The sequence below is a fragment of the Congregibacter sp. genome (assembly GCF_965660375.1).
Lineage (GTDB): Bacteria > Pseudomonadota > Gammaproteobacteria > Pseudomonadales > Halieaceae > Congregibacter.
Genome location: NZ_CBFHZO010000084.1, coordinates 1 through 24,722 on the forward strand (window position 1 = coordinate 1; position 24,722 = coordinate 24,722).

Sequence of the window (24,722 nt, forward strand, 5' to 3'; positions counted from 1 at the left end):
CCAGACATTAGATGCGCTACCGCTTCTCTAGCACCCTGTTCTCGCCTATAGCCCCCAGGGTGCTAGAGAAGCGGTAGCGCATCTAATGTCTGGTGTCCGGGGCGAGCTTGTCCAGCTGGATGTGCCCGAGATCAACAAAGAAGCCGTGGCGCGTGCCATATCATTTGGTTTGGAGGATGTGTTTCGCTGCGCAAAGATGTATCTCGGTGACCAAGCTGCCTTAAAGACCAATCGCGTATTTGGGCTGACATCATTTGAATTTGGCTAAGCCAGCTCGAACGACTCCCAGCTTAGTGTAGGTCAGGTGAGTGTCTAGCTGGAGCCAACGCGTATGACCAATGGTTTTTGATAGGACCGACGGATGGTCTCGAGCGCGCGTGCCTCTCCCGCGCTCTTTCCGACCCCAGTGCTTTGTTAGCGCTTAAATGGTTGCCACTGCATCGCATGCTGGGAGGCACTTAGCACCAAAAGACCCGCTAAGATACCTAGGTTCTTAATGAAGTTCTGTAACTCATGCTTTTGATCGTGTTCTGCATAGGTGTTCCAAAAGTCATGCATGCCCACATTGATGAGTAAGACCATGCCGACGAACATATAGGCGGTTTCTTTGATTCGAACGCCGGTAATCAGGAGGAGGCCCCCAGTGATCTGCAAAACGGTGGTAAGCGGCAATAATATGTCGGGCACTGGAATACCGTGTAAGACCATGTAGTCGAGCATGGCTTGGTAGCCCGTGATTTTTGTTATGCCAGGCACCAGGAAATAAAGCCCTAACAAAATGCGCCCCAGAGTTACTGCTGTGCGATCCATAATCGACCCTCGCCGTGAAATCTTTATTTGTAGGTGCGGATTCTCTACCCTAGGCAGCGACTAGAGCCACATCTTTCGAACTGTGATCCCCATTAATATTCAGCGCTACAAACAAACAACCCCCGCCCGGCGGGCGAGGGTTTCATGTTCGGTAGAACCAGGCGAATGGTCTTCAATCGCCATCGCCTTTGGCGATTGAACCCTTCGGAAACCTCCGCTTTGCTGCGGTGGACCAAATGAACCTCGACAGGTTTGCAGGTCCAGACAGCACAATCAGCGAGGATGTCTACTCTCGATAGGCCGTTAATATGTCCTATGCCTAAAGCCTGATGCGGGCTCAGGTCTATCCGGGCGTCCACAATGGCGCTGACTAACTGCCAGGCCAAATACTGAGTTTGGTGGCGAGTGATCAGTCAAGGTTAAACAGTTCCAGGTATGGCTCAAACGCGAACAACCTGTTTCGGCTTTGCCCGGTAATCTCTCTAAGGATCTGTTGTTTACACATCAAGGCAACCAACTCATTCGCCGGACGATAATTTACGCCACAGATCGTCGCGGCCTGATCAACGCTCAAAATTGGTTGCTTGAACAGCTGTTGCAATAAGAGTGTGGCGCTGGCGGCCCGTCTTCCGAAGTTGTTGTGAATCAGCGTTTCAGTATCTGTCTTGAGCTTGATAGTGTTTGTCAGGGCGCCGACGGCCTCGGTTGCTGTTTGCTCGACACCCACCAAAAAATACTTCAGCCACTGCAGCATGTCACTGTGAGTACGCACCCTCATCAGGTTGTCGTAATACAGCCCCTTGTTCTTTTCAAAATAGGTAGAAGGATAAAGTAAGGGCTGACTGAGAATCCCTTCACTCACCAGGAACAGAGTTATAAGTAGACGGCCTATCCTGCCATTGCCATCCAGAAAGGGGTGTATGGTTTCAAACTGGTAATGAGCAATGGCGATGCGAACTAACGCTGGCATTTGAATCTCATCATTGTGCAGAAACTTCTCCAGATCTCCCATCAGTTCAGGAACATGCTCGTGCGCGGGCGGTATAAATACCGCATCAGCCAGACTACTGCCGCCTATCCAGTTCTGACTGGTGCGGAATTCCCCGGGCATCTTTTGTTCTCCGCGAACATTCGTGAGTAGTGTCTGGTTAGCCTGCTTAAGCAAACGAGACGATAACGGCAATGTCTCCAGCGTTTGGATGGCATCATTCATCGCCCGGATGTAGTTGTTAACCTCGCGCCAGTCATTCCGCCGCTCCGGGTTAATTTCCTCCTCTGGTAACAGGGCTTCATCGATATTGGTTTTGGTGCCCTCTATCCGACTGGATACCACGGCCTCTTTGGTGACATGCAACTGAATAAATAAATCAATGTTTGGCACCAGGCGAGCATAGGAATTCAGCTCCCCCAGTCTTATGGCAGCCTTCTCTACAAGTTGGTTGATTTGTGGCGTATCCCAGGTCCAGCTCTCATTGATATGAGAGGGCAAAAAGAATTGGTACTGGAAACCCCTCCGGTATTCGCCAGAGCGATATTCCTCTAACCTGATGGCCATAAAAACCTTGCGCTGCTGAATGAAAGTGAAACACAAAATCTATTATTTCACTTTACGAGCTAAAAGTGAAACTAAGGGCGCCTTATTTCGTTTACAGCCGGATAAAAGGACAGACAAAGTTGCCAAGGCACCACTGGTACCTGCGGGAGATTTGCGGGAATTGTGGTGAAAAGTTGTGCTCTGTTGTGCAAAATGCGCTGTGGGTGTTCGGATTTAAGTTAATAAAATCAATGGGTTAAAATTTTACAGCAAAATTCATAATGCTGGGGTCGGTGGTTCAAGTCCACCCGTAGCTGCCAAATTTTCTTGTTAATTTTCAATAGTTTAGCACGGTAGTTCACTGCGTCAATTGCCCCTCAGAACCCGATTTTTGGGGTTTGAGACCATATTGAGACCACGCCTGATTTTTGGGTTCTACCCACGGCTCTCCCCGATTAACGGGTGATAGACCGGCTCTCACTAAAATCGATTGATTGTGCTTTCCGGCTCTACCCCATTGTTACTGATGAAGAGCCGAGCCCACTTTGCTCCGTGACCTAGTTCAGAGCCGCCAAGGACCATATCAAAGACCTTATGCCTAAGGCGTTGCATGATTACCCGGTATCCGTTAATTTACGGCGATGATCGTTTCATTCGGCGATAGCGGCACTTCTGACCTCTTCAACGGCATCTCCAGTCGGAAGGCTCGTAAGCTGCCTACGCAAATTCACACGTTGGCGTTGTTTAAGCTTGATGTCATAAACGCGGCTCAGAATCTTGACGATCTGAAGTCACCCCCAGGTAACAGGCTTGAGTTACTCAAAGGCGATTTGAAGGGTTTCTATAGTATTCGTATCAATAGTCAGTGGCGTGTGGTCTTTCGCTGGAAAAGTAGCGCCGCTCATGACGTTCAGATTGTGGATTATCACTAGTACGGAGGTGATTTATGGTTCCAACAAATAGAACTGCAACACACCCCGGCGTCATTCTGCTTAAAGAGTTCCTCGAGCCTCTTGAGATAACGCAGAAGGCGCTGGCGACCCACCTCGGTGTGCCGGTTCAGCGAATCAACGAGATTGTCCGCGGCAAGCGTGGCATTACGCCTGATACGGCCTGGCTGTTTTCAGAAGCCTTAAAAACGTCGCCGGAGTTCTGGCTTCACCTGCAGTCGATACATGATCTTTCAGCACACAGGCCCGATCATCACTTTCAGCCTCTTGTAGCACCGAGCCCATAAAAGTTCTCGGGCAATTTTTTTCAGCGTGTTACAAGCTTTTTAGAATATTTAGCTACTCAACTGAACCACATTCATAAAGCTAGGGCGCTCGTAACATTAAGCGAGATAGCCCCCGGAACATAAAGCCATCGCGCCAGCTTGGGTGGCGGGTGTCGACCTGAACATCAGGCAGGCGCGTCGCGAGGTGCTCAAAAGCCACGCGCCCCTCGATTCGCGCCAGTTCAGCTCCGACACAATAATGAATACCGCCACCGAAACTCATATGCCCCGGTCCATTCCGCTGGATGTCAAAATGCTCGGGATTGTCGAATACCCGGGGGTCGCGATTTGCCGCTCCGATCAGTGTCAGTACTTTTTCGCCCGGTGCGATAGTGACGCCTTGAACCGTTCGTTCTTCGAGAGCTGTGCGATAGGTAGCAATCAATGAACTCTCGTAACGCAGCACTTCATCGACAGCGCCGGCTGCCCGTGCAGTGGGGTTGGTAATTAAGGCCTGCCATTGCTCCGGGTTGCGCCCAAAACACAGCATTCCGTTACCGATCATGTGTGCAGTAGTTTCGAACCCCGCACCAAACAGGCCAACCGCAACGGTAACCAGCTCCCGGTGGCTCAAGGCATCTGCGTTGTCGCCCTGGTTGTCCCTCGATTGCGCCAACGCCGTTGCCAGGTCGTCCTGCGGTCTTTCCAGTCGTTCGGCAAAAAGCCGGCCAAAAAAGTCCTCCAGCAATTCGATTTCTTTATTGGCGGTAGTCAGTTCCTCCGTCGATAACTGTCGCGCCTCAAAAACCAGAAAGCTCTCGGCAATCGCCTTCACCACCGCTGGTAGTTCTGGATCATCCGGATCCACGCCCAGCATGTCGCACATCACCATAACCGGAAGGCGATAGGCGAATTCTGTGATGACATCTACCTCACCGTGAGCGAGAAGCTGATCACTCAACTTGTCGATCAGATTATCGGCTATCTGTCGGATACGCGGCTCCATGGCGCGCACGCGCTTGGCGGTAAGTGCTCCCGTTACCAGTCCACGAATGCGCGTGTGTTGCGGTGGATCCTGCATGAGGAAAATTTCCGATAGCCAACGGTAGGCAGGCTCCGCCAGAGGATCGAAATCCGGACCGTAAAAAAGCTGAATATTCTGTACAAAATCGCCCTGGCCAAAACCACTACGGTCCATGAGCACCGAGCGCACGTCATCAAAGCGACTGGCCACCCAATAGCCGAACTCGCCACGGTGGATCGGATCCCCCTCCCGCAATTCCTTAAAATGCGGATAAGGATCCGCTTTAAGAAACTCAGCGTCAGGGTTAAAAGGCGTAATCGTGGGCATGATGGGTGTTCCTTATTATTGGTTCGTCGAATACGGCTTGGATGGAAGATAGCTGCAAAATTGCGCTCTGGGCAACAGGTACTATTCAAAGCGCCATGATCCGACAGCGAGGATTTAGGAATGCAGCGCAGTCACAGCAATGGCTCACAGGGTATTGGTAAATGTACGTCGCAAGACCAACAACTCCCCTCGGCAGCAAGGCGCTCAGTCGATTATCGTGGTTAAATAACGACTGATAATCCTGCTCTGATAATTCGTCGTCATCACCTAAGGAAGACCTATGCACAACGACACGGCGTCCGTGGCGCTGGGACAGAGACTAAAATTACTTGGCCCCGGCATCATGACCGCTGCGGCAGCCGTGGGTGGTTCCCATTTGGTTGCTTCTACCAAGGCCGGTGCTATTTACGGCTGGCAGCTTGTGCCACTCATTGTTCTGGTGAACTTGCTCAAGTACCCATTTTTTTTGGCTGGTGTTCAATACACCATGGCGACGGGCGAGAGTTTGGTTGAGGGGTATCGTCGACTAGGTCGGGGCTACCTCATACTCTTTGGCGCGTTGGTTGTGATCGCGGGCGTTATTAATACTGCCGCGCTTACCTTGTTCAGTGCCAGTCTGTTGGGTTACTTCCTACCAGTGAGTATCAATCCCGGGTGGGTAAGCGCAGGGGTCTTGCTCGTTTGCCTGCTTATCCTGTTTTTGGGTCGGTTTCAGGCCCTCGATGGTTTATCAAAGCTCATCATGGTGGTGTTGTCGGTCGCGTCCATAGCGGCGGTGGTGATTGCCGGAGCTCAATATCAAGCGCCAGTGGATGCCACCGCCAATCCCTCGGCCTGGTCTATTGCAGCCATCGGGTTTGTGGTCATCACCATGGGCTGGATGCCTGCCCCTATTGAGATTTCCAGTTTGACCTCAATGTGGTTAAAGCGTCAGCGTGAGCTGACAGCGGTTACGCCGACATCGGCGCGGGTTGACTTCAATGTGGGCTATGTAGGGACCACACTGCTGGCCCTTGTGTTCGTCGCCATGGGTGCTTTGATAATTAATGGCCGGGGCGTGGAGCTGGCGTCAACTGGCGTGGCATTTAGCAGGCAATTGGTTGGCATGTATTCTAGTTCCATTGGCGCTTGGTCGGGTCCATTAATTGGCGTGGTAGCGTTTTTCTGCATTTTTGGCAGTACCATTACTGTTATTGATGGCTACAGTCGTGTGATTGCCGAGTCACAACGGCTGCTGGGTCTATCCTCGGGTGCTGATTTTCAGCGCCTTGAGCACAGCTGGATGCTGATACTGGCGGTTGTCTCGTTGTTGATTTTGTTGTTCTTTGCAGCGGCACTCATGCCTTTGATGAACTTTGCCATGATCATGGCGTTTATAACGACACCGTTTTTCGCGCTTCTCAATTATCTGTTGGTAAGTCGCAATGTCAACGACGGGTCTATGGGTGCTACTCGTCACATGCTGTGGTTGTCGCGCTTAGGCTTAGTCTACTTGTTCGGTTTTTTGGGAGTCTTTCTGTGGTGGAAATTGATACTTTGAAGCGTTATGTGGGCACAGCGCTTCTGCTTTGGAGCTTGTCGTATCTGTCCTCCGGTGCGGCGGCCACAGCGCACTCAGAGGCGCAGGTGACAGGAGACTATCCGGCCATTAATCTCTTCAATAGCACCACTGATGTATTGGGACATACACTACAGTACCCAGACTGCCCGGCTAAAGTTCATTCGGTGCTCATTACCATGGCGCCCGGGCAAGTGGGCAAGACGCACCAACATCTGACGCCCCTCTATGCTTACATCGTATCCGGACAGGTTTCAGTGACTTACGAGCAGGGCCAGGGCATTACCCGAACCTACAGTGAAGGTGAGGCTATTATGGAGGCGATGAATGTGATGCATCACGGCTTCAATCCCGGCGATACCCCGGCTACGTTGCTAGCGGTTTATCTGAATTGCGCCGATTAGTTATCAATCCCGCACATTACCAGAGCTATTCGCCCGAGTGGGCGCGAACGATGCTTGGGAGTTGCCTTAGCTGACAGCGCTCAAGCGCTTAAGCCGTGGCCGGGGCCGCCGAGGGTGGTTTGGGAAGAGCTGAGGCACTGATACACAGATCCCGACCGCTTTGCTTGGCAAAATACATTGCCTGATCCGCTGCAAAGATAAGATCCCGGGTGCCACGTAATCTCGATGTGTTATCGATGGTCGCGATGCCGACCGATACCGTGACCTGAATAGTCGCGTCGCCGGCGCTGATGTGACCGTTGCGCACGTGCTCGCAAATCCTCTGTCCCAGCGCACTTGCCTCTGCCTCCGTGGTAGTGGGAAGGATGACAACAAACTCTTCGCCGCCGTAGCGTCCGACAATGCCGTTATCGCCCACAAGCTTTGTAAACGCGTCCGCCAGCCATTTCATAACCTCGTCGCCCGCCAGATACCCGTAGCTATCGTTCACTTGCATGAAGTGATCCGCATCAATGAACATAAGGCTCAGGGGATTGCCGCTATGACCGGCCTCCTCAAAAAGACGATCCAGTTCGCTATGGAAGTGTCCGCGGTTGATGGCGCCGGTCAGACTGTCTCGCTGACCCTGGCGTTCCAGCACTGATACGCGTTGCTCCAACTGCGTCACCTTGTCATCGCTGATGTCTCTGGAGGCTTCGCTCATGACTTCAAGCAACTTTTCCTTTGATGCTTCCAGCAGCGCCATGGGGTCGTGCACTAGCCTGGCGTCGAACAGCGCTTCTGCTTCACGAACGGCTTCAGCAATATGGGGTACAAGATTCGTTTCGCTATCCGCATCCTCGCTGCAGACGCCGTCAATCAGCCATACCATGCGCGCCGCCTGAAATTGGTCTCCGGCCAACATCGCATCTGCCAATAAGCCGGAGGCTGCGACACACCAGTGATCCTTCCGGGAGCCGATCTCCAGGGTGAGCTCAGCAAAGTCGTGACTGCTTGCTACCAACTCGTTGATTTGTGCCGGTAGCTTCCAGTTCTCGAGAAGCCAGGTTCCCACCGTCGCATGATCGCATCCAAAGGCAGCGATTTCTGCGGCGCAAAGGGTTTCATGAGAGGTCTTGGAAAGAGTTCCGTAGGCTTGTGGCGCTGCCTGTGCCAGGGCGAGCACTCCGATGTCCTGCACCAGCGCGGCAAGAAAGCACGCTTCGGGATCTTTGCTACCCAGCTGGCGGGCGAGCAGTCTGGCGATAGCGCCACTGGCCACCGAGCGATGCCATAGTGCATCGGTGTCGACATTTGGCGCTTGGGAATCGCTCGCTTTTACCGATAAGGAGAAACTCAGCGCGATCATCATCGTGGACTTGAAGCCGAGTCGGGATACCGCCTGCGAAATATCTACAACAGCCTCGCCACGATAGTACTGCGGCGTATTGGCGCTGGCGATGAGTTTTGTGGCGATGGTGATGTCGTTGCGGACTATGTCGATAATGTCCATGAGCCCGTAGTCTTCCTGGGAAGACAGCTCAATGATTTGTGCCGCTACCGTGGGCAGCGTGGGCAGAGTTTTACATGCGGCGAGTGCGCTCTTGAGTTCGCTATTCATGTGGAGTCTTGTTATTTATTCCCGATGTTTCAAAACAGGCCTGAGTTACGGGGCGTAGCCTACTATTTTTTGCTTAAAAGTGTCCGGGAATTTGCAATCAATAAAGCGCTATGGAGTTTTTGGGCCGGTTGCTTAGATGTTGTCCTTCGCAAAGTGCGAAGGCGCGACAGGGTCGCGTCAGGGTGCGGGCGGCAAAGCTGCAATGCCTTTGCGGACCGCCGCACGCACTTTATCGTGATCGATGCGGTTTGCATCCTCAACGACAATGCTCATGTCGACGCGCCAGAGTACTTCCGACGATGCTGCATCGAGAAACATCAGCTTCATTTCTCCGGTCTTCACCGGGCCGCTCAGGGCGTAGGCATTGTCTTCCAGGGCACCATCGACTTGCCGGTTAACGGAGCTTCCGTAAAGGGTTGTGTTGGAGCCACCGCGAACAAGCTGGCCGTCGGCAAAACCCGGCGCCGCTACATACTCAATAAGAAACTCGGCCTGGGTCTTGTCGACGCGACGATAACCGAGCCCAGACATTGCTTCTTCCACGCCCGCTCGGATCGAAGGGCTCTTCTGCGCGAGCATGTCTTTGCTGTTAGTTGACGAAGAGGGCGGTTCACTGCGCCATGCGTAATCCGTGTACGCCGTGGCAGCAAAAGTCGCAGTGTCCGAGGGTGTGACCTGCGTTCCGCTGCAGGCACTCAAGAATAGAGCGCACATGCATAGGAGCGGAAAACCTTTAAGTAACTTTAAAGCGAGACCTGGATTGTGGTTCATGCACACTGCACTCTGAAGAGGTAAAGGTAGAAAGTAGTAAATAGAAAGATCCTAGCTCAGCTGTCTTAGCAATTACACCATGCAAATCCTGGGGTTTTTATGTGTTTCTGGGGCACCCGGATCTGCTGCCTCCGTTTATCGTTGCAGCCACCGGCCCTCTTGATCGGCAAGCAACCACAGCCGCGAATACCAGTGAAAGACACCGCTCTCCGATGAGGGCGCTGTGCAGTTCACTTTGTTCCGGCCAGGACGCATTGTGGGCAGCGAAATTAGCACAGCGTCATCTGTTAGCCGCTGCTCCAACGCATCACCGGTGGCCGCGTAGCAGCGCAGTTGTTTGCGGTCGTAGGGGGCAGTTGCAAGCTCGAGCCTCCACTCCTGCGGCACAGTGGTGTCGTGTGGAAAAAACACCGGTGTCTCTGTCTCGTTGACGACGGGCAGCGGTAGCGTGCGCAGTGCGGTTTTTAGCCGCGCATCACTGTCGCCACCCACATACAGGGGGAAACGGGGGATGCGCGTGCGAGCTGTCGTTGCTGCGACGGGGCCCGACTGCTGCGCCAGTCCATACAGGCCTCTCTCGGAGAGCAGCTTCTCCGTGTCGCGGCTATATTCACCGAAGGGGTAGGCAAACACGTTCAGTACCGCCCCAACCCGCTCCTGACCCAGTTCCGCGCGCAGCCGCGCCAGGCTGATACCGATCTCCTCTGCTCGAGACGCCACAGTCGCGCCAGGGTCACCGTGGAGACTCAGGCTCTCAAGGTGCTTATGAGATTTTGAATGAGGGCCAAAGGTAACGAGCTCGTCTTGGGCCATGCTCCGCAGTGCTGGCCAGTCGAGGAAGGCGCGGCTGTTCTCATCAACGACATCAGTGGCTACAAATACGCTAAAAGGCATATTCCGTTCGCGAAGCATGGGATGGGCAAGCTCACCGACAGAGCGATAGGCATCATCAAAGGTCAGTGCCACCGCGCGGTCTGGCAGCGGGCCTTCCCCATAAACGCCATTGAGCAAATCTCCCAGCGCTATGACTTGATAGCCCCTCTCCTGTATCAGGTCGAGATGTGCGGCAAAGCGCGCGGGAGACACACGCGTGGAGTCCGGACCGGTTTCGGAAATTCGGTGATAGAGAAGAATGACCCCATGCTCTGCGGCGCCTGAGCCAAGGCTAAGTACCGCCAGATAAGCGACAAGCAGCCAGCGCGACATCAGCCCGCGGTGACGTCGCCGAGGAGCGCCTGGTTCTGGGTCATCATCGACAGTAGCTCTTTAACGTAGGGTTCGCCGCGTTCAGAGTAGGCCTCCAGTCCGGGTGCCAATGCGGCTCCGGTGATTTCCTGGTCCTCATTCCGTCGTTGGAGCCGCAAGCGACGCATGGGCGCATAGCGCTCATGGGTGTTGAGGTTGTTCATGTAGCGGCGAACGGACTCCGACACGCTGTCAAAGGCAGCAACTTCGTGGGTGGCACTGGCCTGGCGTCGCGCTGGCACCACGCCGCAACCCCGCTGATAGCACCAGTGGCCAAAAAGATTATTGACCTCCACCGCAAAGCGCGAACGCCCCCAGCCCGACTCCTTGGCCGCCTGTACCAGCGCCAGATCTGCAGGAATCACATCGACGCGACGCCAGAGCGTGTCAATTACCGCGGCGAGCTCATTGTCGTCCCAGGCCACTTCATATTCCTCGGCGAGACCTTTCAGCCTACGGCGCTGAAACCAGTTCGGGTCTTCACCTTCGAAAAAAGCGGCACGAATCTCTCCCAGGCCAGCGCGCTGCTCCAGGATACGGCTGTTTTGCTCTATTACGATCGGGGTCAGGTATTCGTAGAACGTCTGTTTCATGCGTGAAACATCGTCGATGGCCGCGAGGTCCGGGAGCTTGTCGCTGTGACCACCGCAGGCGGTGATAAGAAGGCACAGCGCCGCCAGGGTCAGCATTTTTCGTGGAAGCGAGAGGAGAGTCATGACCTCAGGGTAGCGTAACTGCGGCGAGAGTCTCCAGCGTTCGTGCGTCCGGATAGCCGTCAGCAGGAAGCTCGTTCTCTAGCTGGAAGGCGCGCAGCGCCGCCCGGGTGCGTTTGCCCAGCACGCCATCGGGCTCCCCTGCTTCGTGTCCCAGAGCATTCAGCGCACGCTGGGCGTTCTCGATATCAGCACTGCGCAAGGGGGCCGATGCTGCTTCGCCCAGGGCCAAAGGGGGTGCTCCCGCCAGACGATCAGCGAGAAGTCCCACGGACAGGGCATAGGACAAAGACTGATTCCAGCGCATCACCACGCGGAAATTTTCATAGACGAGAAAGGCCGGGCCAAGATGTCCCGCAGGCAGCAGCAGCGCCGCATCCAGATCCAATGCCGGCACGCTCGCGCCGTTGAGCTGACGAACGCCCATAGATGCCCATGCGCGCAGACTGCGTTTCTTACCCAGAGACGCGAGCTCGTAGGGAAAGCCCTCGGGCAGCGTGACCTGGCGACCCCAGCGTAGCTCCGGCGTCCAGCCCAGGCTGCGCAGGAAGTTGGCACCGGAGGCGAGAGCATCACGCTCGCTCGCCCAGAGATCGACGCGCCCGTCGCCGTCGCCGTCCACGGCATAGCGCAGATAGGAGGAGGGCATGAACTGCGTGTGGCCCAGGGCGCCGGCCCAGGATCCACGAAGGGTCTCCAGGGGTAGCTCCTCGCGCTCCATGAGTTGCAGCGCATCGACAAACTCCCCGGCAAAAAAATCGCTGCGACGGGGATCGCAGGCCAGAGTTGCCAAGGCATTCAGCGTGGGGATATTGCCCAGGTAACTGCCAAAGTTTGTTTCCAGTCCCCAAAAAGCGATGAGGTAACGGGGGGGGACGCCGTAACGCTCCAGCAAGTCCTGGAGAAAGGGCTGGTGCTTCGCCAGCAGCGCGCGACCGCGCTCAACCCGCCCTTCGGTGACCCTTTTGTCCACGTAGGCACCAAAAGTCTGCACAAACTCGGGTTGCTTCCGGTCGAGTTGGATAACCCGTTCAATCGGTGCAATCTCCGGGAGCACCGCGGTAACCAGCGATGTCTCAACACCCGCTACCCGGGCGCGCTCTCCAAGATCAGCAATGCAGCTGGCGAATGTCTGTTGATCAACCGCGGCAGAAGCGGTGGTGCAAACCGTCAATAGCCACAGGCCGCAAAAACCCGTGAGTTTTCGAGTAAGGAGCAGCTTTTGCGGGTATTTCATCTTTGCTTCCACACAGATTCAATGAGACTAATTACGATACCATGCACACGTTGAGGGCAGCTTTGAGCGGTCCTGGTTTTTTTCAGTTGACAGCGCAGAGCGAGGCGACCTCCATGAATCAGTTTGTTTTTTCCATGGTGGAAGGTCGTAATGAAGACTATGCCGCCTGTGTGGAATTTGCTCTTGCAGCGTACGGGGCTTCATCCCTGCAGCCTATCCGTCAGGCTTTTCCTGCTTATGCGTGCATGTTCCGGCACGGGGGTATATCCGCGGTTTGTGGTGTGAGAGGGGCAAAGGGCGGATTGTTTCTGGAGCAGTTTATGGAGGAGCGCGCGGACGACTACATTGCGCGACATCATGAATCTCCCGTGGCCCGCAGTGCCATCGCCGAATTAGGGGCTTTTCACGCCCGATCCCCAGCGCTGGTTCCCATGTTCGCCACACACATTGAAAAGATGCTCATTGCCGAGGGCTACAGCCACGCTCTGGCTTTGTCGCCCTCTGGTGCCAGCAGCCTGGCCCAGTGGTGTAAGGAGCGAGCGACCATGACGAGTGAGCAGGAGTCAGGGCTGAGCGGCTCTCAGGAGCCCGCGACCCTGAAAGTGTCCGTATTACCGCTGGCAGCGCAATCCGATTGATACACGCATGAGCGCGGCGTCGAGAGAGACGCTGCCAGCAGCCTGATTTTCAGGCGGTTTCTGAAAAGACCTTATAGAAGTCCGACTTCGCTTGTATGTCGATGGGAAGATGCAGTTTTCGTGAAATGTCACTGGCAGAGAAGATGCCCCTGATTTCGTTGCTTTCCCGTGCAACCACAAGACAGTGTTGCTCACCGCTATCCTTCAATTTGTGAATGACCTCGCTGATCGTCACTTTGGCGACCTCTTGATAGTCCAGGGCCTTCAGCTCACTTCTTGGCGTCATAAGATCCGTGACGCCTATCTCATTCCGGTTGCTACCTTCGGAAACTTTTTGCACGAGTTTTCGTTCAATGAGGTCTTCTGAGGTGATGATCCCAATAAACTGACCGGATTCATTGAGTACGAATTTCATCCGCACATGGGCTGTCTGCATGAGCCGTTTCGCATCCAGTGCAGACATGTGGGATTCGAGCACCAGAGGCTCCACCTGTTTGAAATCAGTGAAGAAACGGAGCGCCGGGGTGTCCACGGTAAGCGCCGCTGTTGCTTCCGGTGACGCCAGGTGATCCGCTTTGCCAATGGGGTACAGACTGAGTGTTTTCATAAGAAAAATTCCTTCGCTATTGCAGTCAATGACGCTGCCGTTAGGTGACGTTTTGACTTCGAGTAATGCATCGTTGCGTTTTAATACGGTTACTTGAAACCTGGTTACGCAGATGGGGGAGCTCTTATGAATGGATGGCTAGTTAAGGCGCCGGAAGCGTGCTGGATGTCATCGGTGGGTGCGAGAGCGTGGGGTGGGGCAACTACCTCGATAGGGGTGGCGTCAGCGGGAGGCGTCTCATCGTCGCAGTCAACGTCCGGGTTACTGTCCTGTTCGAGGATAACGGACTGTAGAAGCGGTTTTAGATCAGCATTCCCTACTTCCCCGTGACCAGCCGAGAGGCCGGCAACAAGGAGCACGCTGAGGCACAGCAGAATTCTGCTCATAGGTCGGTGCTTTCCCGGGCCGGCTTAGTAGCTATGTGACATGTTGGACCATCAGGGATTTAATTGGTTTCAATACACGTCGTGACCCGGGTCAGCGAGAATTTCAGGCGTCCTCAATACAGCTGTGAGTAACTTTGATCCCTCCGCGCGTTGTTCAAGTATGCGGGCGTTCTAAAGCATCTTTAGCCGAGGTGAGGCAGTTCTCCCTGCCTACAATGTCAGGAATCCCCAGTTGCTCTATATCCTGATGCAAAGAGCGGTCCACCCCGATGAGCTTCACGACGACATTATTGGCTCTGGCATTCAGTATCAGATGCTCAAGCACCATCGCCGTAGAGATGCCTACGATCGCCGCGTCAGTGATGTCGATGTATAGGAACTCCCGATTGCGGTAAGGCTCAAAGCGGGCGTTGATCCCGCGTCCCACGGCGTAGCTCACCGGTCCCGTGATACGAAGTAAAACGGCGCTCCCGGCATGCTGGTCCAGTAACTCCCGTTCCAGCGACGTGAGGTCCGCGTTTCGGTCCGAGCCATCGCTCATTACTACGTTGCCCAGCTCCAGGTCCGACAGCTTGCTCACGGTGACAAGGTTCTTGATGAACACCCCGACAAAGACCGCCGTAATCAGGTCTGCAAATACCGTTAGCAACAGCACTAGCAACATTAACGCGACGGGGAACAGGGGAAGCCGGTGCAGACGCTGCATAAAAGGCCAGTCGACAATGTCTATCCCCACTTTGATCAGTATGCCCGCCAGCGCGGCGAGGGGAATGCTCTCAAAGAGGAATCCGAGGCCCGCTGCCACAGCTAAAAGGATCAGCGCGTGGAAAGCGCCGGACAGGGGGCCGCTGCCGCCGGCTCTTATGTTGACTACCGTGCGCATGGTCGCCCCGGCCCCGGGAATACCCCCAAACAGTCCGGCGAGGGCATTGCCAAGACCTTGTCCCAGCAATTCTCGGTCTGAGTTGTGCTGGGTGCCGGTGAGGTTATCTGCAACGAGCGAGGTCAACAGCGAGTCGATGGAACCCAGCACCGCAAGCATTAGTGCGTTGATTAGCATCTCCGTAGCGATTTCCGGCCGAAAGGTTGGAATCTGCAATGCAGGTAAACCGGAGGGAATGGTTCCAATCCGATCCAGGCTTCCATCGGGGAACCAATAAGTCGCCATTGTTGCCAGAACGAGCGCTACCAAGGGAGCAGGAAGCATTTTTGCAGGGCGTCCGCGCCACAGGAAAAGGATGGCCAGGCTGAGGCCCCCTATGCTCAGCGCTGCTGCATCGGAGTGTAAAAGCTGCTCGGGGAACGCTGCCACGGCCGCGCCGACGCTGACCGATGCAGGGAATCCCAGTAACGGTCCGAGCTGAATAAGAATAATGATGGCACCGATGCCGGTCATAAATCCCGAGATCACGGGGTAGGGAACCATGATGATGAATTTACCCAGGCGCAGCAGGCCAATCGCGCTCTGCATGCAGCCGCCGAGAAACACCGTGGTAAATACCAGGGCGAGTCCCTGATCCGGCCATAGCGCCAGGTAATTCGCTGTCATGCCGGTAATGATTACGGTCATGGGTCCCGTAGGTCCGGATATCTGCGAAGGAGTGCCGCCAAAAACCGCTGCAAAGAAGCCGGCAATGGCGGCACCGTAGAGCCCCGCTACCGCTCCTACTCCCGACGAAATACCGAAAGCGAGGGCGAGAGGCAGTGCAACGATGGCAGCGGTGATACCCCCGAAGAGGTCACCACGAATATTTCGCCTATAGTCTTTGGCTGTGTACATCGATGTACTGCTCGGTCAAAACTGACGCTGCTTAGCTGACGGCTTTCTTGACAAACTCCGACTTCAGCATCATTTCGCCCGCCTTATCGACGCGACAATCAATGTTGTGATCGCCCTCGACAATACGTTTGACCGTCAGTTTGCTGCCTATCTTGAGCACACTGGAGCTGCCTTTGACCTTGAGGTCTTTGATCAGGGTGGCGCTATCGCCCTCAAAGAGATCGTTGCCGTTGGCATCCTTCACGCTTACCGGCGTTTCCGTGGTCGATTCACTCTCGCCCCTTGTCCACTCGTGTGCGCACTCCGGACAGACCAGTAAGTCGCGGTCCTCATAGGTGAATTCAGACCGACACTTGGGGCACGGCGGATAATGACTCATTCTGGAACCTCTAACTGCCGACAATACAAGGGAGTGCTAATGCCGGTTTGGTGAGCGCAGGAGATTGATTACGGACATCTTCCAAAATCTGCTGAGGGTCGTCGATTACCGCAAGCGATGGAACCGAGCGCATGAATAATAACAGTTACTCTTGATGTTTTTGCAATGAATCAGCATCGGTTGTTGTGCGGATTTTCTGTAGACTCTGCCGGGTATTGAACTGATCGAACATAAAGGCATGTGCCCAGACCTACGCTTCAAAAAAAAGTTCCTCGATTCCCGAATGATTTTCCTGATTCAAGACTCTTACCTCATAACAGGCTTAGGTGGGGCTTTTCAAAATGCCGCATAGGGCAGATCGCGCCCTTGCGGATTCGTTGCGTAACGGCGATGAACGGCAATTTGATCGGTTCTTCAACGAATACTATCCGCGTCTCTATCGTTTTGTTTTGACGCGGACCCAGGGTGACGAGGAGTTGGCACAGGATATGGCGCAGACGACATTAATCAACGGTGTGCGCGGCCTGGGCGGTTATCGTGGAGACGCAAGCCTGTTCTCGTGGCTTTGCCAGATATGCCGTAACGAACTCAGCGGGCATTACCGTAAACTGGGTCGCACGGTAGATACGTCAGCTACGGACGATGACGGTGAAGTTTCCATAATGGAGCTTCTGCAGGCGGGCCATGAAACTGACCCTGACGCGGTGGCGGAGCGGGTGCAGCTGATTGAACGGGTGCAGGCAATTCTTGACGACTTGCCGGAGCGTTACGGCGAAGCGCTGGAGTGGAAATACATCCGTGGAGAGTCGGTTGACGATATCGCGTCGCAACTCGGTGTGACGGTCCTTGCGGCGCAGTCTTTACTTGCCCGGGCGCGCACCGCGTTTCGCGACGCCATGGGGCGTGCTTTACTGCAGCACGGGGGCAGTAGTCATGAATGATCAAGGGCCCAAGCAAGCTGATATGAACGAGGAGCAGATAGCCAGCCTCCTCCAGAGTGTGGGCGAGCGTCCAAAGCCCGATCCAGCGGCAATGGCGCGGGCACGTCTTGAAGTCAGGGAGGCCTGGCGGGAAAGCGTGCAGGACTCTTTCTCCCAGCGCAGTCCTTGGCGATATGTGGCGGCAGCGGCCAGCGTGGTGCTGGCCCTGGGGTTCGCGTTCATGCTGTCTCAGCAATTTCCCTCGGAGCAATCTCTCCCGCTGGCGCAGCTTGTTCCCGGGCATGGACCGGTGGAGTACCGAGCAAACAGTGATGAGAGTGAAACCGCCTGGCATCTCACCCAGGAGGAGGCCGAATTTGCCGTTGGCGACAGCGTGCGAACCACAGAAAAGAGCTATGGCGCCTTAACGCTCGCCGATGGTGCCCAGCTGCGCATGGATAGAGATACGCAGTTGAACTTCATGGCGGATGGAGAATTGTTTCTTCAGCGCGGCGCTGTCTACGTAGAAGCGCCCGGCGAAAGCACCGTGACTATCTACAGCGATCGTGGCGTGGCCCGGGACATCGGTACGCGCTTTGAGGTGCGCCTGGTGGATCAGGGGTGGCGCATACAGGTGCGAGAGGGAAAAGTCATCGTCGAGGATGAGGTGGCGGGCAGCGCGGTAGCGGACACCGGAGTGCGGTTACTGGCGGTCAATCAGGGCTTCGCCCGGGAGCCGGTCAGCAGCAGCGACGATAGTTGGTCTTGGACCCACGCTGCTCAGCTCGCCATGACCATAGAGGGCCAGACGCTGAGTGCCTACGTAGATTGGTGGTCAAGGGAAACAGGCCTGACAGTGCAATTCCAGAACCCCATAGATTCCGCGATCGCCGGGCAGACGCTGCTGCATGGAAGCCTCGATGGACTGTCGATGGAGGAGGGTTTTAAGGCGGTAACAGCGGGGGCGGGTTTTCAGATGGTTGACCAAACGCCAGATGAGATTATCTTGTCACGGTAATTTTCCTTTCGGGTTTTCAAAGGTCTCTCCCTGTACCCACTTCACCTACTCTTGCTTCCTGTTCCACTATATCGCTGGCTGGCCAGCCACGGCTGCCGCGCGCTTATTCTCCTGCTTGTTGCCGTGCCCGCCGGCGCTACAGAAACAATGGATCTTTCTGCCTATCTGGCGAAGGCTCGAGCGGCAGGCATTAATATTATCTATGCGTCCTCGGTGATCACACCCTCCCAGACGTTGGACATTGATGAAGATGCGGTATTTTCCCTGGACGCCTTGCGGGATTATCTGCAGAATTTTGATCTGGTGCTGGAAGAGTTGTCCGCCGACACCTTCCTGCTGCGCCCCCAAAGCCCACCCTCATCCGCCTTACAGCCATCGTCTGCTCCCCCTGAGGAGCGCGCAGCGCCGGTGCTTGAAGAAATTATTGTTCATTCCAGCGTGTATCAATGGACGCGGCGAAGCGAGGGTGGTGTTTATCTCAGCGGTGGCGAGCTGGTACGACGTCCCGTACTGGCCAATGACGCATTACGTGTGGTTAACCAGTTGCCCGGCAGCGCATCCGTGGGAGTTTCTGTGCGTCCCCGTGTGCGGGGTGGAAGCGAAGACGAGACCTTGATCGAGTTTGATCGCGTGCGCGTGTACAACCCTTTTCACTACGAAAGTTATAACAGTCTTTACTCGGCCTTTGATGAGCGCCTGGTCGCCGAACTGGAGTTTTATAGCGGCGCTTATCCCATGAATTTTGGCGACAGCCTCAGCGCCGCCATGTCCATCACGCCGCCTCTCGGCGAAGAGCAGGAAAACCGTCGGGAGCTGGGGCTGGGGCTGTACCAGCTTTCCTACTTTCACAGCGCTGTGTCCGAGGATGATGCATTTCTGGGAACGGTGCGCCGAAGCGGACCCGAGGCCGGACATCTTCTGGATGAGGACACCCTGGGGCATCCGGAATTTGCCGATGCCTTTTTACGTTATGAGCGAGCGCGTAAGGACGGATCGACCTGGAGCGCTAATCTGCTCTGGTACGGGGATGATCTAAGTTTAGGCGGAGGCGATCAAGGAGAAAGCGCAGAAAGCAGTTACCAGAGTGGCTACGCCTGGGCATCACTGCGCGGTGCGCCGGATGCAGCGCTTCAAATAGACAGCATTTTTGGTGTCGGCTATCTGCAAAACAGCCGCATAGGCGATGTTAATCAGCCGGGAAAGGTCGTCGGCGCCCTGCGCGATGACCTCAATCTGGTCACGGTATTCGCGAACCAGGATTACCAGTGGGGGACGGACGGTGCACAGTACAGCCTGGGATGGGACTACCGTTATATGGACGCCAGTTTTGATACCGCGACAACCTTGGATATCGCACCGGCGTTTCGCGGTCTCAGCAATATCGATCGGGAGGAGCCTGCGTTCTACCGGGGTGCACAGCATGTGCATAACGCTGCTGTCTATCTTGGCTGGAAGCAGCGCGTGACATCGCAGTTTTATATCGATATGGGCCTGCGCCTGGACGGACAGCGCTATACAGACCGCGGTGACAGCGAACTGTCTTATCGCCTGGGCATCCTCTATCAAGTGCTGCCTGAGCTGGATGTACGCCTGGCAGTGGGGCGCTATAGCCAGGCGCAGGCACTGAACGAATTACCTGTGGCCGACAGGAGTTTCTTTGTTCCAGCGCCGCAGGTGGCACAGCAAGTGGTTGTGGCGCTGGACTGGACCCTGCCCGTGCTGGGCGCGGATCTGCAAATCGAGGTCTATGAAAAAGACGCGCAGACGGTAACACCCTATTACGACAACCTCAGCAACGCATTTACGCTGTTACCGGAGTTGCAGCCCGATCGTGTACTTGTTGAGGCAGACCGCTATCGAGCCCGGGGAGCGGAGCTCAGTCTGGCCGTGCCTCTGCGCGTGGGACAGCTGTGGCTGAATTACGCCTATTCGTCTGCCGATGATGGCATCCGGGGTGGGTACATTCCCCGGGGTTGGGATCAGGGTAAGACCTGGAACGCCGGATATCAGACGACCTTGGGCGAGTGGGAGCTCGCGGTGAGTGGTAGTTTTCACGAGGGCTGGCTGGCTACACCGTTGTTTCTAAGCGGAGACAGGGTGCTGGCCGGTCCGCGTAACAGCGAACGGTTTGACCATTACCTGTCTCTGGATATGAAAGCCATTCGACGATGGGTCTGGGGCGGGAATGAGCTGCGACTGGAGGTCGGCATAAACAACCTTGGGAATCGTGAAAACGCTGTGGGTATTGATTACTCCCTAGGAGAAAAGAGCACGCTGCTGCGCGCTCCCTTCTACGCTTCGCCGCGCACAGCAGTCCTCGATCTGTACTGGGCGTTCTGACGGTTCGTTTCTGATGATTCGGGAGCAATCTGTTGCAGTTTCTCAGGGAAAAGTAGCCAGGAGCGCATTAATTTCCTTCCGCCGTCCCGAATCCGCCAGGGGCCGGTCAGGACGATCGGGTGCCATGAGCGCTTTTTCGAGTGCTCGCCTTGCGCCGTCAAAGTCCTTCTCCTGCGCCAGGAAGTCGCCGTAGAAATAGTTGCTGTCTATGCCATCGGGATTCAGCTCGACGGCTTTCTCGAGGAGCTCGCGAGCCTTGTCTTCATCGCCAAAGCCAACAGGCCAACCGGGGACTTGGTAGTACAGTGCTCCGAGGCTTGTGTAGGCGCTGCCATCGAGGGCCATGGCGTTAATGGACAGGGCGGTCTCCAGCGAGCGACGGGCATCCTTTACCAGCGAAAGGGCGCCGAAGCCGCCTTTACTCCCCGCGAGAGTGCTTTTGACAATGCCATCCCATATCAAGAGTTCCGAACTGTCGCGGTCGGTTGCCAGGGCGGTGTCGAGGGTCTGTATCAAGGAATCCAGTGCTTCTATCTGCGCGTCGCCCTCCATTTCATAGTTGGCCTCTGCCCACCGCTTCTGGATATTCTCCAGGGTCTCTGCAGTCACGGAGCCCGCAAGCAGCAGACCGAGGGTCAGCAATACAATCGGTTTCAGCCTAGACATTTTCTATCTCCTTAAAGTGTTTTTTGATGGTGTTCAACTTGCCACGAAGCGCGCGATCCACAATGGACGGTGCGATAGCGTTCAAGGTGCTCTGGAATGCCTCCACAGCGCCGATTTGTCGCCGGCGTACGTCCCCCGCAAGGGCCTGTAGCACTCGCTCTGCCACCACCTCCGGCGTGTCTGTGGCCGTACCCAGGGATTCATTGAGCGCGTTTACGCGAGAGCTATTCATGGTGGTTGCTGTAGCCCGGGGTGACAGGTAATAAACCCGCAGGGGACTATCAGCGCACTCGCGGGAGAGGGACTCTGCAAAACCTCGCAAGGCAAATTTGCTGGCGCAATAGGCGGTATAACCGGGGAAGCCGATAGCTCCAAAGGCTGATCCAATGATGATCAGTCGTGGTCGGGATTGTTGGAGAAGCTGTGGAAGAAGCTCCTGCGTCAATTGCATCGTTGCCGTGACGTTGACCTCAACAATGCGCGCGACATCAGTGCTGGTAAAAGCGCCAAACTGATTGATGCCGGCATTGTTGCACAGCACATCGATGCCGAATGCGATCGCGGTGTTACACAGGCGCTGCCGATCTTCCTCCACTGTCAGATCTGCCAGAGCTATCTGGCACTGGCTTTCCGGCAGCGTGAATTGGAGGGCGCGAAGGCGTTCCTCATCACGACCCTGGAGGAGCAGGAAGTGGCCCTCAGCGGCGAGCGCCCGAGCCAACGCCGCGCCAATGCCACCGGACGCACCGGTGATTAGGACTCTCATCAGGCAGCCTCGGCTGTCAGCGCAGCTCCTGAAGGGATATCGCGATAAACGTTGCCATAGAGACGGTACACATTGTTCGCGGCGTGGATAATAGCGGCGCGATCCTCCTCACTGGAGACGCGATTCATTACTGCTTCGAAATGGGCTATGTGTGTCTGGTCCAGTTCCCCGTGGGTCGTCAGGTAGGTCATGGCCGTGTCGGGGAGGTCGAGGTGTTCCTGCACGATTTTCGCAACGGCTGGGGCGAGGGAGGAGCTGGTGCCTTCGAGTACCAGAACCATACCGAAGATGCCCGCAGGATTGACCCGTTGGGCAACGTCATAAAGGTAGGCCACCATCATCTCCGTATGAAAGCCCGGGGGCCGGTTTGCCCAGGTGTTCCGGCTTTCACCACAGGCTTCAATGTCATCCAGTATCCAGGCTTCGTGGCCTGACTCCTCTGCAATATAGGCCGTGAGTGACGGCTCCATCCATTGTTGATCCGCCCCAAGATTGCTCCGCGCGGTCTCAAGGAGAGGCACGGTATGACGGACGTGGTGGTAGGCCTGATGGAGGAATGCCAGATACGTGTCCAGATTGAAATGGCCCGCCATGACATCAGAAATGATCGGGGCGGATAGAAAGTAGTCGCGCTCGGTCGACGTCGCGTCAACAAGTTCCTCATAAAACGGCATGGTCTGTCCTCTCGCTGTGGCTATCAAAAAAATTGTCTGAATGGTTTGCATAGTGTGTGTCAATCAATGGGGCGTAATGTTGCAGTGCACGATGGCGTCTTAGCCGTCCATTGTCGGTCTGCAGCGCAGGGTCGAGATCTGTCTCCACAACAACCCATTTATGGATCTGTGCATAGTCGGGAAGCTCGCTGTTGGCGCTCTGGACGAGCCCCTGGACCTCCTCTGCCGACTGAGGAAAGCGCAGCCAAAGCAGGGCGAGGTTGTGATCCCTGCCTTCGCCGATCATCATTGCCTGGGCGACCACGGCGTGTTGTTGGAGAGCCGCTTCAGGCCATTCGGGGTTGACGTTGCGTCCGTAGGCGGTGATGAACACGTTGCGGCTGCGTCCGTCGATGTGCAGATAGCCGTCGTTGTCGAGATGGCCAAGATCGCCGGTCTGATACCAGGTGTCCGGAGAGTGCAGCACGTTGCCCTCCAGGTACCCGCTCATCACGGGTTTTAGAACCTCTATTTCTCCGGTATCACTGATGCGAAGCCGTGCGTGATCCAGGGGGCGGCCCACGGAGCCCGGTCGTTGCTGTCCCGGCAGATTCAGGGTCAGCACCGAACAGCACTCCGAGAGCCCATAGCCCTCGCAGACGGGTAAACCCACGGCTGTTGCGCGATCTAGGAGTGTCCGGGAGATCCGGCCTCCTCCTACGGCGATTAGCCTGAAGGAGGGTAGCGCCAGCAGATTCAGTTCTATCAGTGTTACCACTGCCGTGAGCAGTTGCGGTACGAGGATCATGGTGTCCGCCCCTGACCCGTTGAGAAGCTCACAAAATTTCTGGGTATCCAGGGAGGCGCCGGTCAGACCGATGCGAGACTCCGCGGGGAGATAGACTGAGCTACCGTTCATCAGAGGGGCGTAAAGCCCCGCGATATTTTCCAGCAGGGTCGCGAGGGGGAGCACAGCAATATGCTCCCGTGGCGTCACAGGGGCGAGTGCATTCACAATCGCGGTGCTGGTGGCGGTGATACTCCCGTTGTCCAACACAACGCCCTTCGGTTTTCCGCTGCTTCCCGAGGTAAAGGTGATTTTGCTGGCGAGGGGTATGCCGTCGTGAGGCTTTGCCACCCCGGACGTGGGGGTCAGCTGTGTCAGTCCCCGCGCGTCTGCCCCCGTGGTCCAGGCTCCGTCCTGGCTCCAGCGCTCGAGCCGCTCCGACGAAACGAGGACCAGATCCGCCGCCGTCGTCTGGGCCACGTGGGTCACTTGCTCCTTGGAGAAGAAACCCGGGAGAGGTATTACTGTGGCTTCGGCCGACATGGCGGCCAGATCCGCAATTGCCCAGGAAATACTGTTTTCAGCATCCAGAATAATGCGTCTGATCCCCTGGTGTGAAAGCGCCCTGGAGAAATCCTCTACTGCAGTTAACAGCTGCGAATAGTTAATGCTTCCCCGGTCATCGCGCAAGGCGGTTGACTCCCCTCGCACCCTCGCGTGTTCTTCAATTCGTGCAAGGATCAGATTTTCCTTCATGACTGAATTTGCCGGAAGTGTGTAATGGCGTCCCCGATATTTCCGGCGACCACGGCGGGGCGCATCTGGTAGTAATTGCCCCAGCGTGTTCCGGCGTCCGCGATTTGATTTTCATGGGCATCAGCGAGGCGCTGTATTGGTACGCCCATGCGAGCTATGCAGCGGCGGACCGGCAGTGTTGCCGTGGCGATCGCATGGGTAAACCCCCTGTCGAACAGGGCCGGAGCCAGCATGGCCATAAAGGGAATAGCGAGGGCACTGCGACGCACGGCAAATCCGCCCAGTTCTGCCAGCTGAGTGCGATGCACAACCCCGGCAGAGCGTTGGGTAATCAGATCCTGGGCGGGAACATCCAGATATTGCTCAAGAAAAAACAGGGGGCTGTCGCCGCTGCGAAACCCGCAGACAGCCAACAAGCGGCCGCGCCGGGTCAGGCAGAAATAGGCAGGGTAGGGGTTCTCCAGGTGACAACCGAAGTGGCGTTGGTACTCCACCACGCTCAACGCAAAGGCCTCGTCGAAGCGAGGGTCGCCAGGGTAAGCGACCTCAATTTCGTACCGAGAACCCATGAAACTTGCCAGAGTCGT

At 55.8% G+C, this 24,722-nt stretch carries 24 protein-coding genes and 1 pseudogene; 9 read left to right on the top strand and 16 right to left on the bottom strand.

Features of this window, described 5'->3' with window-relative positions:
* Positions 1-46: 46 nt before the first annotated feature.
* Positions 47-268 (top strand): annotated as a pseudogene (locus ACTG3T_RS07365) (GNAT family N-acetyltransferase); the annotation flags it as partial.
* A 146-nt stretch (positions 269-414) separates the two neighbouring features.
* On the opposite strand, the gene ACTG3T_RS07370 reads toward ACTG3T_RS07365, so the two are convergent.
* A complete protein-coding gene (locus ACTG3T_RS07370) occupies positions 415-810 on the bottom strand; it encodes a DoxX family protein (protein ID WP_439101616.1) in 396 nt (131 codons plus the stop codon).
* 409 nt (positions 811-1,219) lie between these two features.
* The gene (locus ACTG3T_RS07375) at positions 1,220-2,365 is read right to left on the bottom strand and encodes a Fic family protein (protein WP_439101617.1); all 1,146 of its coding nucleotides are present in this window, start codon (positions 2,363-2,365) and stop codon (positions 1,220-1,222) included.
* 620 nt (positions 2,366-2,985) lie between these two features.
* Here ACTG3T_RS07375 and ACTG3T_RS07380 point away from each other — a divergent pair.
* Both ACTG3T_RS07380 and ACTG3T_RS07385 read left to right on the top strand, forming a co-directional pair.
* A complete protein-coding gene (locus ACTG3T_RS07380; protein ID WP_439101618.1) occupies positions 2,986-3,276 on the top strand; it encodes a type II toxin-antitoxin system RelE/ParE family toxin in 291 nt (96 codons plus the stop codon).
* 14 nt (positions 3,277-3,290) lie between these two features.
* Positions 3,291-3,581 (top strand): HigA family addiction module antitoxin, encoded by a 291-nt coding sequence (locus tag ACTG3T_RS07385; RefSeq protein WP_439101619.1) that lies wholly within the window; start codon positions 3,291-3,293, stop codon positions 3,579-3,581.
* 79 nt (positions 3,582-3,660) lie between these two features.
* Here the strand turns inward: ACTG3T_RS07385 and ACTG3T_RS07390 are convergent, their stop codons facing one another.
* A complete protein-coding gene (locus tag ACTG3T_RS07390; protein ID WP_439101620.1) occupies positions 3,661-4,911 on the bottom strand; it encodes a cytochrome P450 in 1,251 nt (416 codons plus the stop codon).
* Positions 4,912-5,191: 280 nt separating this feature from the next.
* Here ACTG3T_RS07390 and ACTG3T_RS07395 point away from each other — a divergent pair, with 280 nt between their 5' ends.
* Both ACTG3T_RS07395 and ACTG3T_RS07400 read left to right on the top strand, forming a co-directional pair.
* Complete coding sequence (locus ACTG3T_RS07395) at positions 5,192-6,451, top strand: NRAMP family divalent metal transporter (RefSeq protein ID WP_439101621.1); 1,260 nt, start codon at positions 5,192-5,194, stop codon at positions 6,449-6,451.
* Entirely contained in the window at positions 6,430-6,873 is a 444-nt protein-coding gene (locus ACTG3T_RS07400) for a cupin domain-containing protein (RefSeq protein ID WP_439101622.1), read from the top strand. Before ACTG3T_RS07395 ends, ACTG3T_RS07400 begins: the two co-directional genes overlap by 22 nt.
* A gap of 88 nt (positions 6,874-6,961) precedes the next feature.
* Here ACTG3T_RS07400 and ACTG3T_RS07405 read toward each other — a convergent pair whose 3' ends face one another.
* The 5 genes from ACTG3T_RS07405 to ACTG3T_RS07425 all read right to left on the bottom strand — a co-directional run bounded on the left by ACTG3T_RS07405 (position 6,962) and on the right by ACTG3T_RS07425 (position 12,439).
* A complete protein-coding gene (locus tag ACTG3T_RS07405) occupies positions 6,962-8,473 on the bottom strand; it encodes a sensor domain-containing diguanylate cyclase (protein ID WP_439101623.1) in 1,512 nt (503 codons plus the stop codon).
* A 177-nt stretch (positions 8,474-8,650) separates the two neighbouring features.
* Positions 8,651-9,172, bottom strand: a complete 522-nt coding sequence (locus ACTG3T_RS07410) for a DUF4136 domain-containing protein (RefSeq protein ID WP_439101624.1) — start codon at positions 9,170-9,172, stop codon at positions 8,651-8,653.
* A gap of 207 nt (positions 9,173-9,379) precedes the next feature.
* The gene (locus ACTG3T_RS07415; RefSeq protein WP_439101625.1) at positions 9,380-10,450 is read right to left on the bottom strand and encodes a polysaccharide deacetylase family protein; all 1,071 of its coding nucleotides are present in this window, start codon (positions 10,448-10,450) and stop codon (positions 9,380-9,382) included.
* Positions 10,450-11,205: a glucosaminidase domain-containing protein gene (locus ACTG3T_RS07420; RefSeq protein WP_439101626.1), complete on the bottom strand. Its 756-nt coding sequence runs from the start codon at positions 11,203-11,205 to the stop codon at positions 10,450-10,452. The genes ACTG3T_RS07415 and ACTG3T_RS07420 overlap by 1 nt, the downstream gene beginning before the upstream one ends.
* Positions 11,206-11,209: 4 nt before the next feature.
* Entirely contained in the window at positions 11,210-12,439 is a 1,230-nt protein-coding gene (locus tag ACTG3T_RS07425; RefSeq protein WP_439101627.1) for a lytic murein transglycosylase, read from the bottom strand.
* A 113-nt stretch (positions 12,440-12,552) separates the two neighbouring features.
* Between ACTG3T_RS07425 and ACTG3T_RS07430 the strand changes: the two genes are divergently transcribed.
* Positions 12,553-13,077, top strand: coding sequence for a thermostable hemolysin (locus ACTG3T_RS07430; RefSeq protein ID WP_439101628.1), 525 nt, complete (start codon positions 12,553-12,555; stop codon positions 13,075-13,077).
* 49 nt (positions 13,078-13,126) lie between these two features.
* On the opposite strand, the gene ACTG3T_RS07435 is transcribed toward ACTG3T_RS07430, so the two are convergent.
* From ACTG3T_RS07435 to ACTG3T_RS07445, 3 genes are all read right to left on the bottom strand, one after another.
* Complete coding sequence (locus ACTG3T_RS07435; protein ID WP_439101629.1) at positions 13,127-13,684, bottom strand: CBS domain-containing protein; 558 nt, start codon at positions 13,682-13,684, stop codon at positions 13,127-13,129.
* A 540-nt stretch (positions 13,685-14,224) separates the two neighbouring features.
* Positions 14,225-15,850: a SulP family inorganic anion transporter gene (locus tag ACTG3T_RS07440; RefSeq protein ID WP_439101630.1), complete on the bottom strand. Its 1,626-nt coding sequence runs from the start codon at positions 15,848-15,850 to the stop codon at positions 14,225-14,227.
* A gap of 31 nt (positions 15,851-15,881) precedes the next feature.
* Complete coding sequence (locus ACTG3T_RS07445; protein WP_439101631.1) at positions 15,882-16,229, bottom strand: zinc ribbon domain-containing protein YjdM; 348 nt, start codon at positions 16,227-16,229, stop codon at positions 15,882-15,884.
* Positions 16,230-16,570: 341 nt separating this feature from the next.
* Here ACTG3T_RS07445 and ACTG3T_RS07450 point away from each other — a divergent pair, with 341 nt between their 5' ends.
* The 3 genes from ACTG3T_RS07450 to ACTG3T_RS07460 all read left to right on the top strand — a co-directional run bounded on the left by ACTG3T_RS07450 (position 16,571) and on the right by ACTG3T_RS07460 (position 20,507).
* Positions 16,571-17,170: an RNA polymerase sigma factor gene (locus tag ACTG3T_RS07450; RefSeq protein ID WP_439101632.1), complete on the top strand. Its 600-nt coding sequence runs from the start codon at positions 16,571-16,573 to the stop codon at positions 17,168-17,170.
* Complete coding sequence (locus ACTG3T_RS07455) at positions 17,163-18,167, top strand: FecR family protein (RefSeq protein WP_439101633.1); 1,005 nt, start codon at positions 17,163-17,165, stop codon at positions 18,165-18,167. The genes ACTG3T_RS07450 and ACTG3T_RS07455 overlap by 8 nt, the downstream gene beginning before the upstream one ends.
* A gap of 147 nt (positions 18,168-18,314) precedes the next feature.
* Positions 18,315-20,507 (top strand): TonB-dependent receptor plug domain-containing protein, encoded by a 2,193-nt coding sequence (locus ACTG3T_RS07460; protein WP_439101634.1) that lies wholly within the window; start codon positions 18,315-18,317, stop codon positions 20,505-20,507.
* A 42-nt stretch (positions 20,508-20,549) separates the two neighbouring features.
* Here the strand turns inward: ACTG3T_RS07460 and ACTG3T_RS07465 are convergent, their stop codons facing one another.
* Genes ACTG3T_RS07465 through ACTG3T_RS07485 form a run of 5 tightly spaced genes read right to left on the bottom strand, consistent with a single transcriptional unit; the run spans position 20,550 to position 24,704 of the window.
* The gene (locus ACTG3T_RS07465; RefSeq protein WP_439101635.1) at positions 20,550-21,173 is read right to left on the bottom strand and encodes a tetratricopeptide repeat protein; all 624 of its coding nucleotides are present in this window, start codon (positions 21,171-21,173) and stop codon (positions 20,550-20,552) included.
* Positions 21,166-21,939 carry an SDR family oxidoreductase gene (locus ACTG3T_RS07470; protein WP_439101636.1) on the bottom strand — a complete coding sequence of 258 codons (774 nt, stop codon included), beginning with the start codon at positions 21,937-21,939 and terminating at the stop codon, positions 21,166-21,168. Before ACTG3T_RS07470 ends, ACTG3T_RS07465 begins: the two co-directional genes overlap by 8 nt.
* On the bottom strand, positions 21,939-22,613 hold the full coding sequence (locus ACTG3T_RS07475) for a TenA family transcriptional regulator (RefSeq protein WP_439101637.1): 675 nt from the start codon (positions 22,611-22,613) through the stop codon (positions 21,939-21,941). Before ACTG3T_RS07475 ends, ACTG3T_RS07470 begins: the two co-directional genes overlap by 1 nt.
* Positions 22,600-24,135: an AMP-binding protein gene (locus tag ACTG3T_RS07480; RefSeq protein ID WP_439101638.1), complete on the bottom strand. Its 1,536-nt coding sequence runs from the start codon at positions 24,133-24,135 to the stop codon at positions 22,600-22,602. Before ACTG3T_RS07480 ends, ACTG3T_RS07475 begins: the two co-directional genes overlap by 14 nt.
* On the bottom strand, positions 24,132-24,704 hold the full coding sequence (locus ACTG3T_RS07485) for a thermostable hemolysin (RefSeq protein WP_439101639.1): 573 nt from the start codon (positions 24,702-24,704) through the stop codon (positions 24,132-24,134). The genes ACTG3T_RS07480 and ACTG3T_RS07485 overlap by 4 nt, the downstream gene beginning before the upstream one ends.
* Positions 24,705-24,722: the final 18 nt, after the last annotated feature.

Excerpts from the sequence above, each read along its gene's own strand:
- ACTG3T_RS07370 (WP_439101616.1), bottom strand. The coding sequence starts at position 810 with ATGGATCGCACAGCAGTAACTCTGGGGCGCATTTTGTTAGGGCTTTAT.
- ACTG3T_RS07375 (WP_439101617.1), bottom strand. The coding sequence starts at position 2,365 with ATGGCCATCAGGTTAGAGGAATATCGCTCTGGCGAATACCGGAGGGGT.
- ACTG3T_RS07380 (WP_439101618.1), top strand. The coding sequence starts at position 2,986 with ATGATCGTTTCATTCGGCGATAGCGGCACTTCTGACCTCTTCAACGGC.
- ACTG3T_RS07385 (WP_439101619.1), top strand. The coding sequence starts at position 3,291 with ATGGTTCCAACAAATAGAACTGCAACACACCCCGGCGTCATTCTGCTT.
- ACTG3T_RS07390 (WP_439101620.1), bottom strand. The coding sequence starts at position 4,911 with ATGCCCACGATTACGCCTTTTAACCCTGACGCTGAGTTTCTTAAAGCG.
- ACTG3T_RS07395 (WP_439101621.1), top strand. The coding sequence starts at position 5,192 with ATGCACAACGACACGGCGTCCGTGGCGCTGGGACAGAGACTAAAATTA.
- ACTG3T_RS07405 (WP_439101623.1), bottom strand. The coding sequence starts at position 8,473 with ATGAATAGCGAACTCAAGAGCGCACTCGCCGCATGTAAAACTCTGCCC.
- ACTG3T_RS07415 (WP_439101625.1), bottom strand. The coding sequence starts at position 10,450 with ATGTCGCGCTGGCTGCTTGTCGCTTATCTGGCGGTACTTAGCCTTGGC.
- ACTG3T_RS07420 (WP_439101626.1), bottom strand. The coding sequence starts at position 11,205 with ATGACTCTCCTCTCGCTTCCACGAAAAATGCTGACCCTGGCGGCGCTG.
- ACTG3T_RS07425 (WP_439101627.1), bottom strand. The coding sequence starts at position 12,439 with ATGAAATACCCGCAAAAGCTGCTCCTTACTCGAAAACTCACGGGTTTT.
- ACTG3T_RS07430 (WP_439101628.1), top strand. The coding sequence starts at position 12,553 with ATGAATCAGTTTGTTTTTTCCATGGTGGAAGGTCGTAATGAAGACTAT.
- ACTG3T_RS07435 (WP_439101629.1), bottom strand. The coding sequence starts at position 13,684 with ATGAAAACACTCAGTCTGTACCCCATTGGCAAAGCGGATCACCTGGCG.
- ACTG3T_RS07440 (WP_439101630.1), bottom strand. The coding sequence starts at position 15,850 with ATGTACACAGCCAAAGACTATAGGCGAAATATTCGTGGTGACCTCTTC.
- ACTG3T_RS07445 (WP_439101631.1), bottom strand. The coding sequence starts at position 16,229 with ATGAGTCATTATCCGCCGTGCCCCAAGTGTCGGTCTGAATTCACCTAT.
- ACTG3T_RS07450 (WP_439101632.1), top strand. The coding sequence starts at position 16,571 with ATGCCGCATAGGGCAGATCGCGCCCTTGCGGATTCGTTGCGTAACGGC.
- ACTG3T_RS07455 (WP_439101633.1), top strand. The coding sequence starts at position 17,163 with ATGAATGATCAAGGGCCCAAGCAAGCTGATATGAACGAGGAGCAGATA.
- ACTG3T_RS07460 (WP_439101634.1), top strand. The coding sequence starts at position 18,315 with ATGGATCTTTCTGCCTATCTGGCGAAGGCTCGAGCGGCAGGCATTAAT.
- ACTG3T_RS07465 (WP_439101635.1), bottom strand. The coding sequence starts at position 21,173 with ATGTCTAGGCTGAAACCGATTGTATTGCTGACCCTCGGTCTGCTGCTT.
- ACTG3T_RS07470 (WP_439101636.1), bottom strand. The coding sequence starts at position 21,939 with ATGAGAGTCCTAATCACCGGTGCGTCCGGTGGCATTGGCGCGGCGTTG.
- ACTG3T_RS07475 (WP_439101637.1), bottom strand. The coding sequence starts at position 22,613 with ATGCCGTTTTATGAGGAACTTGTTGACGCGACGTCGACCGAGCGCGAC.
- ACTG3T_RS07480 (WP_439101638.1), bottom strand. The coding sequence starts at position 24,135 with ATGAAGGAAAATCTGATCCTTGCACGAATTGAAGAACACGCGAGGGTG.
- ACTG3T_RS07485 (WP_439101639.1), bottom strand. The coding sequence starts at position 24,704 with ATGGGTTCTCGGTACGAAATTGAGGTCGCTTACCCTGGCGACCCTCGC.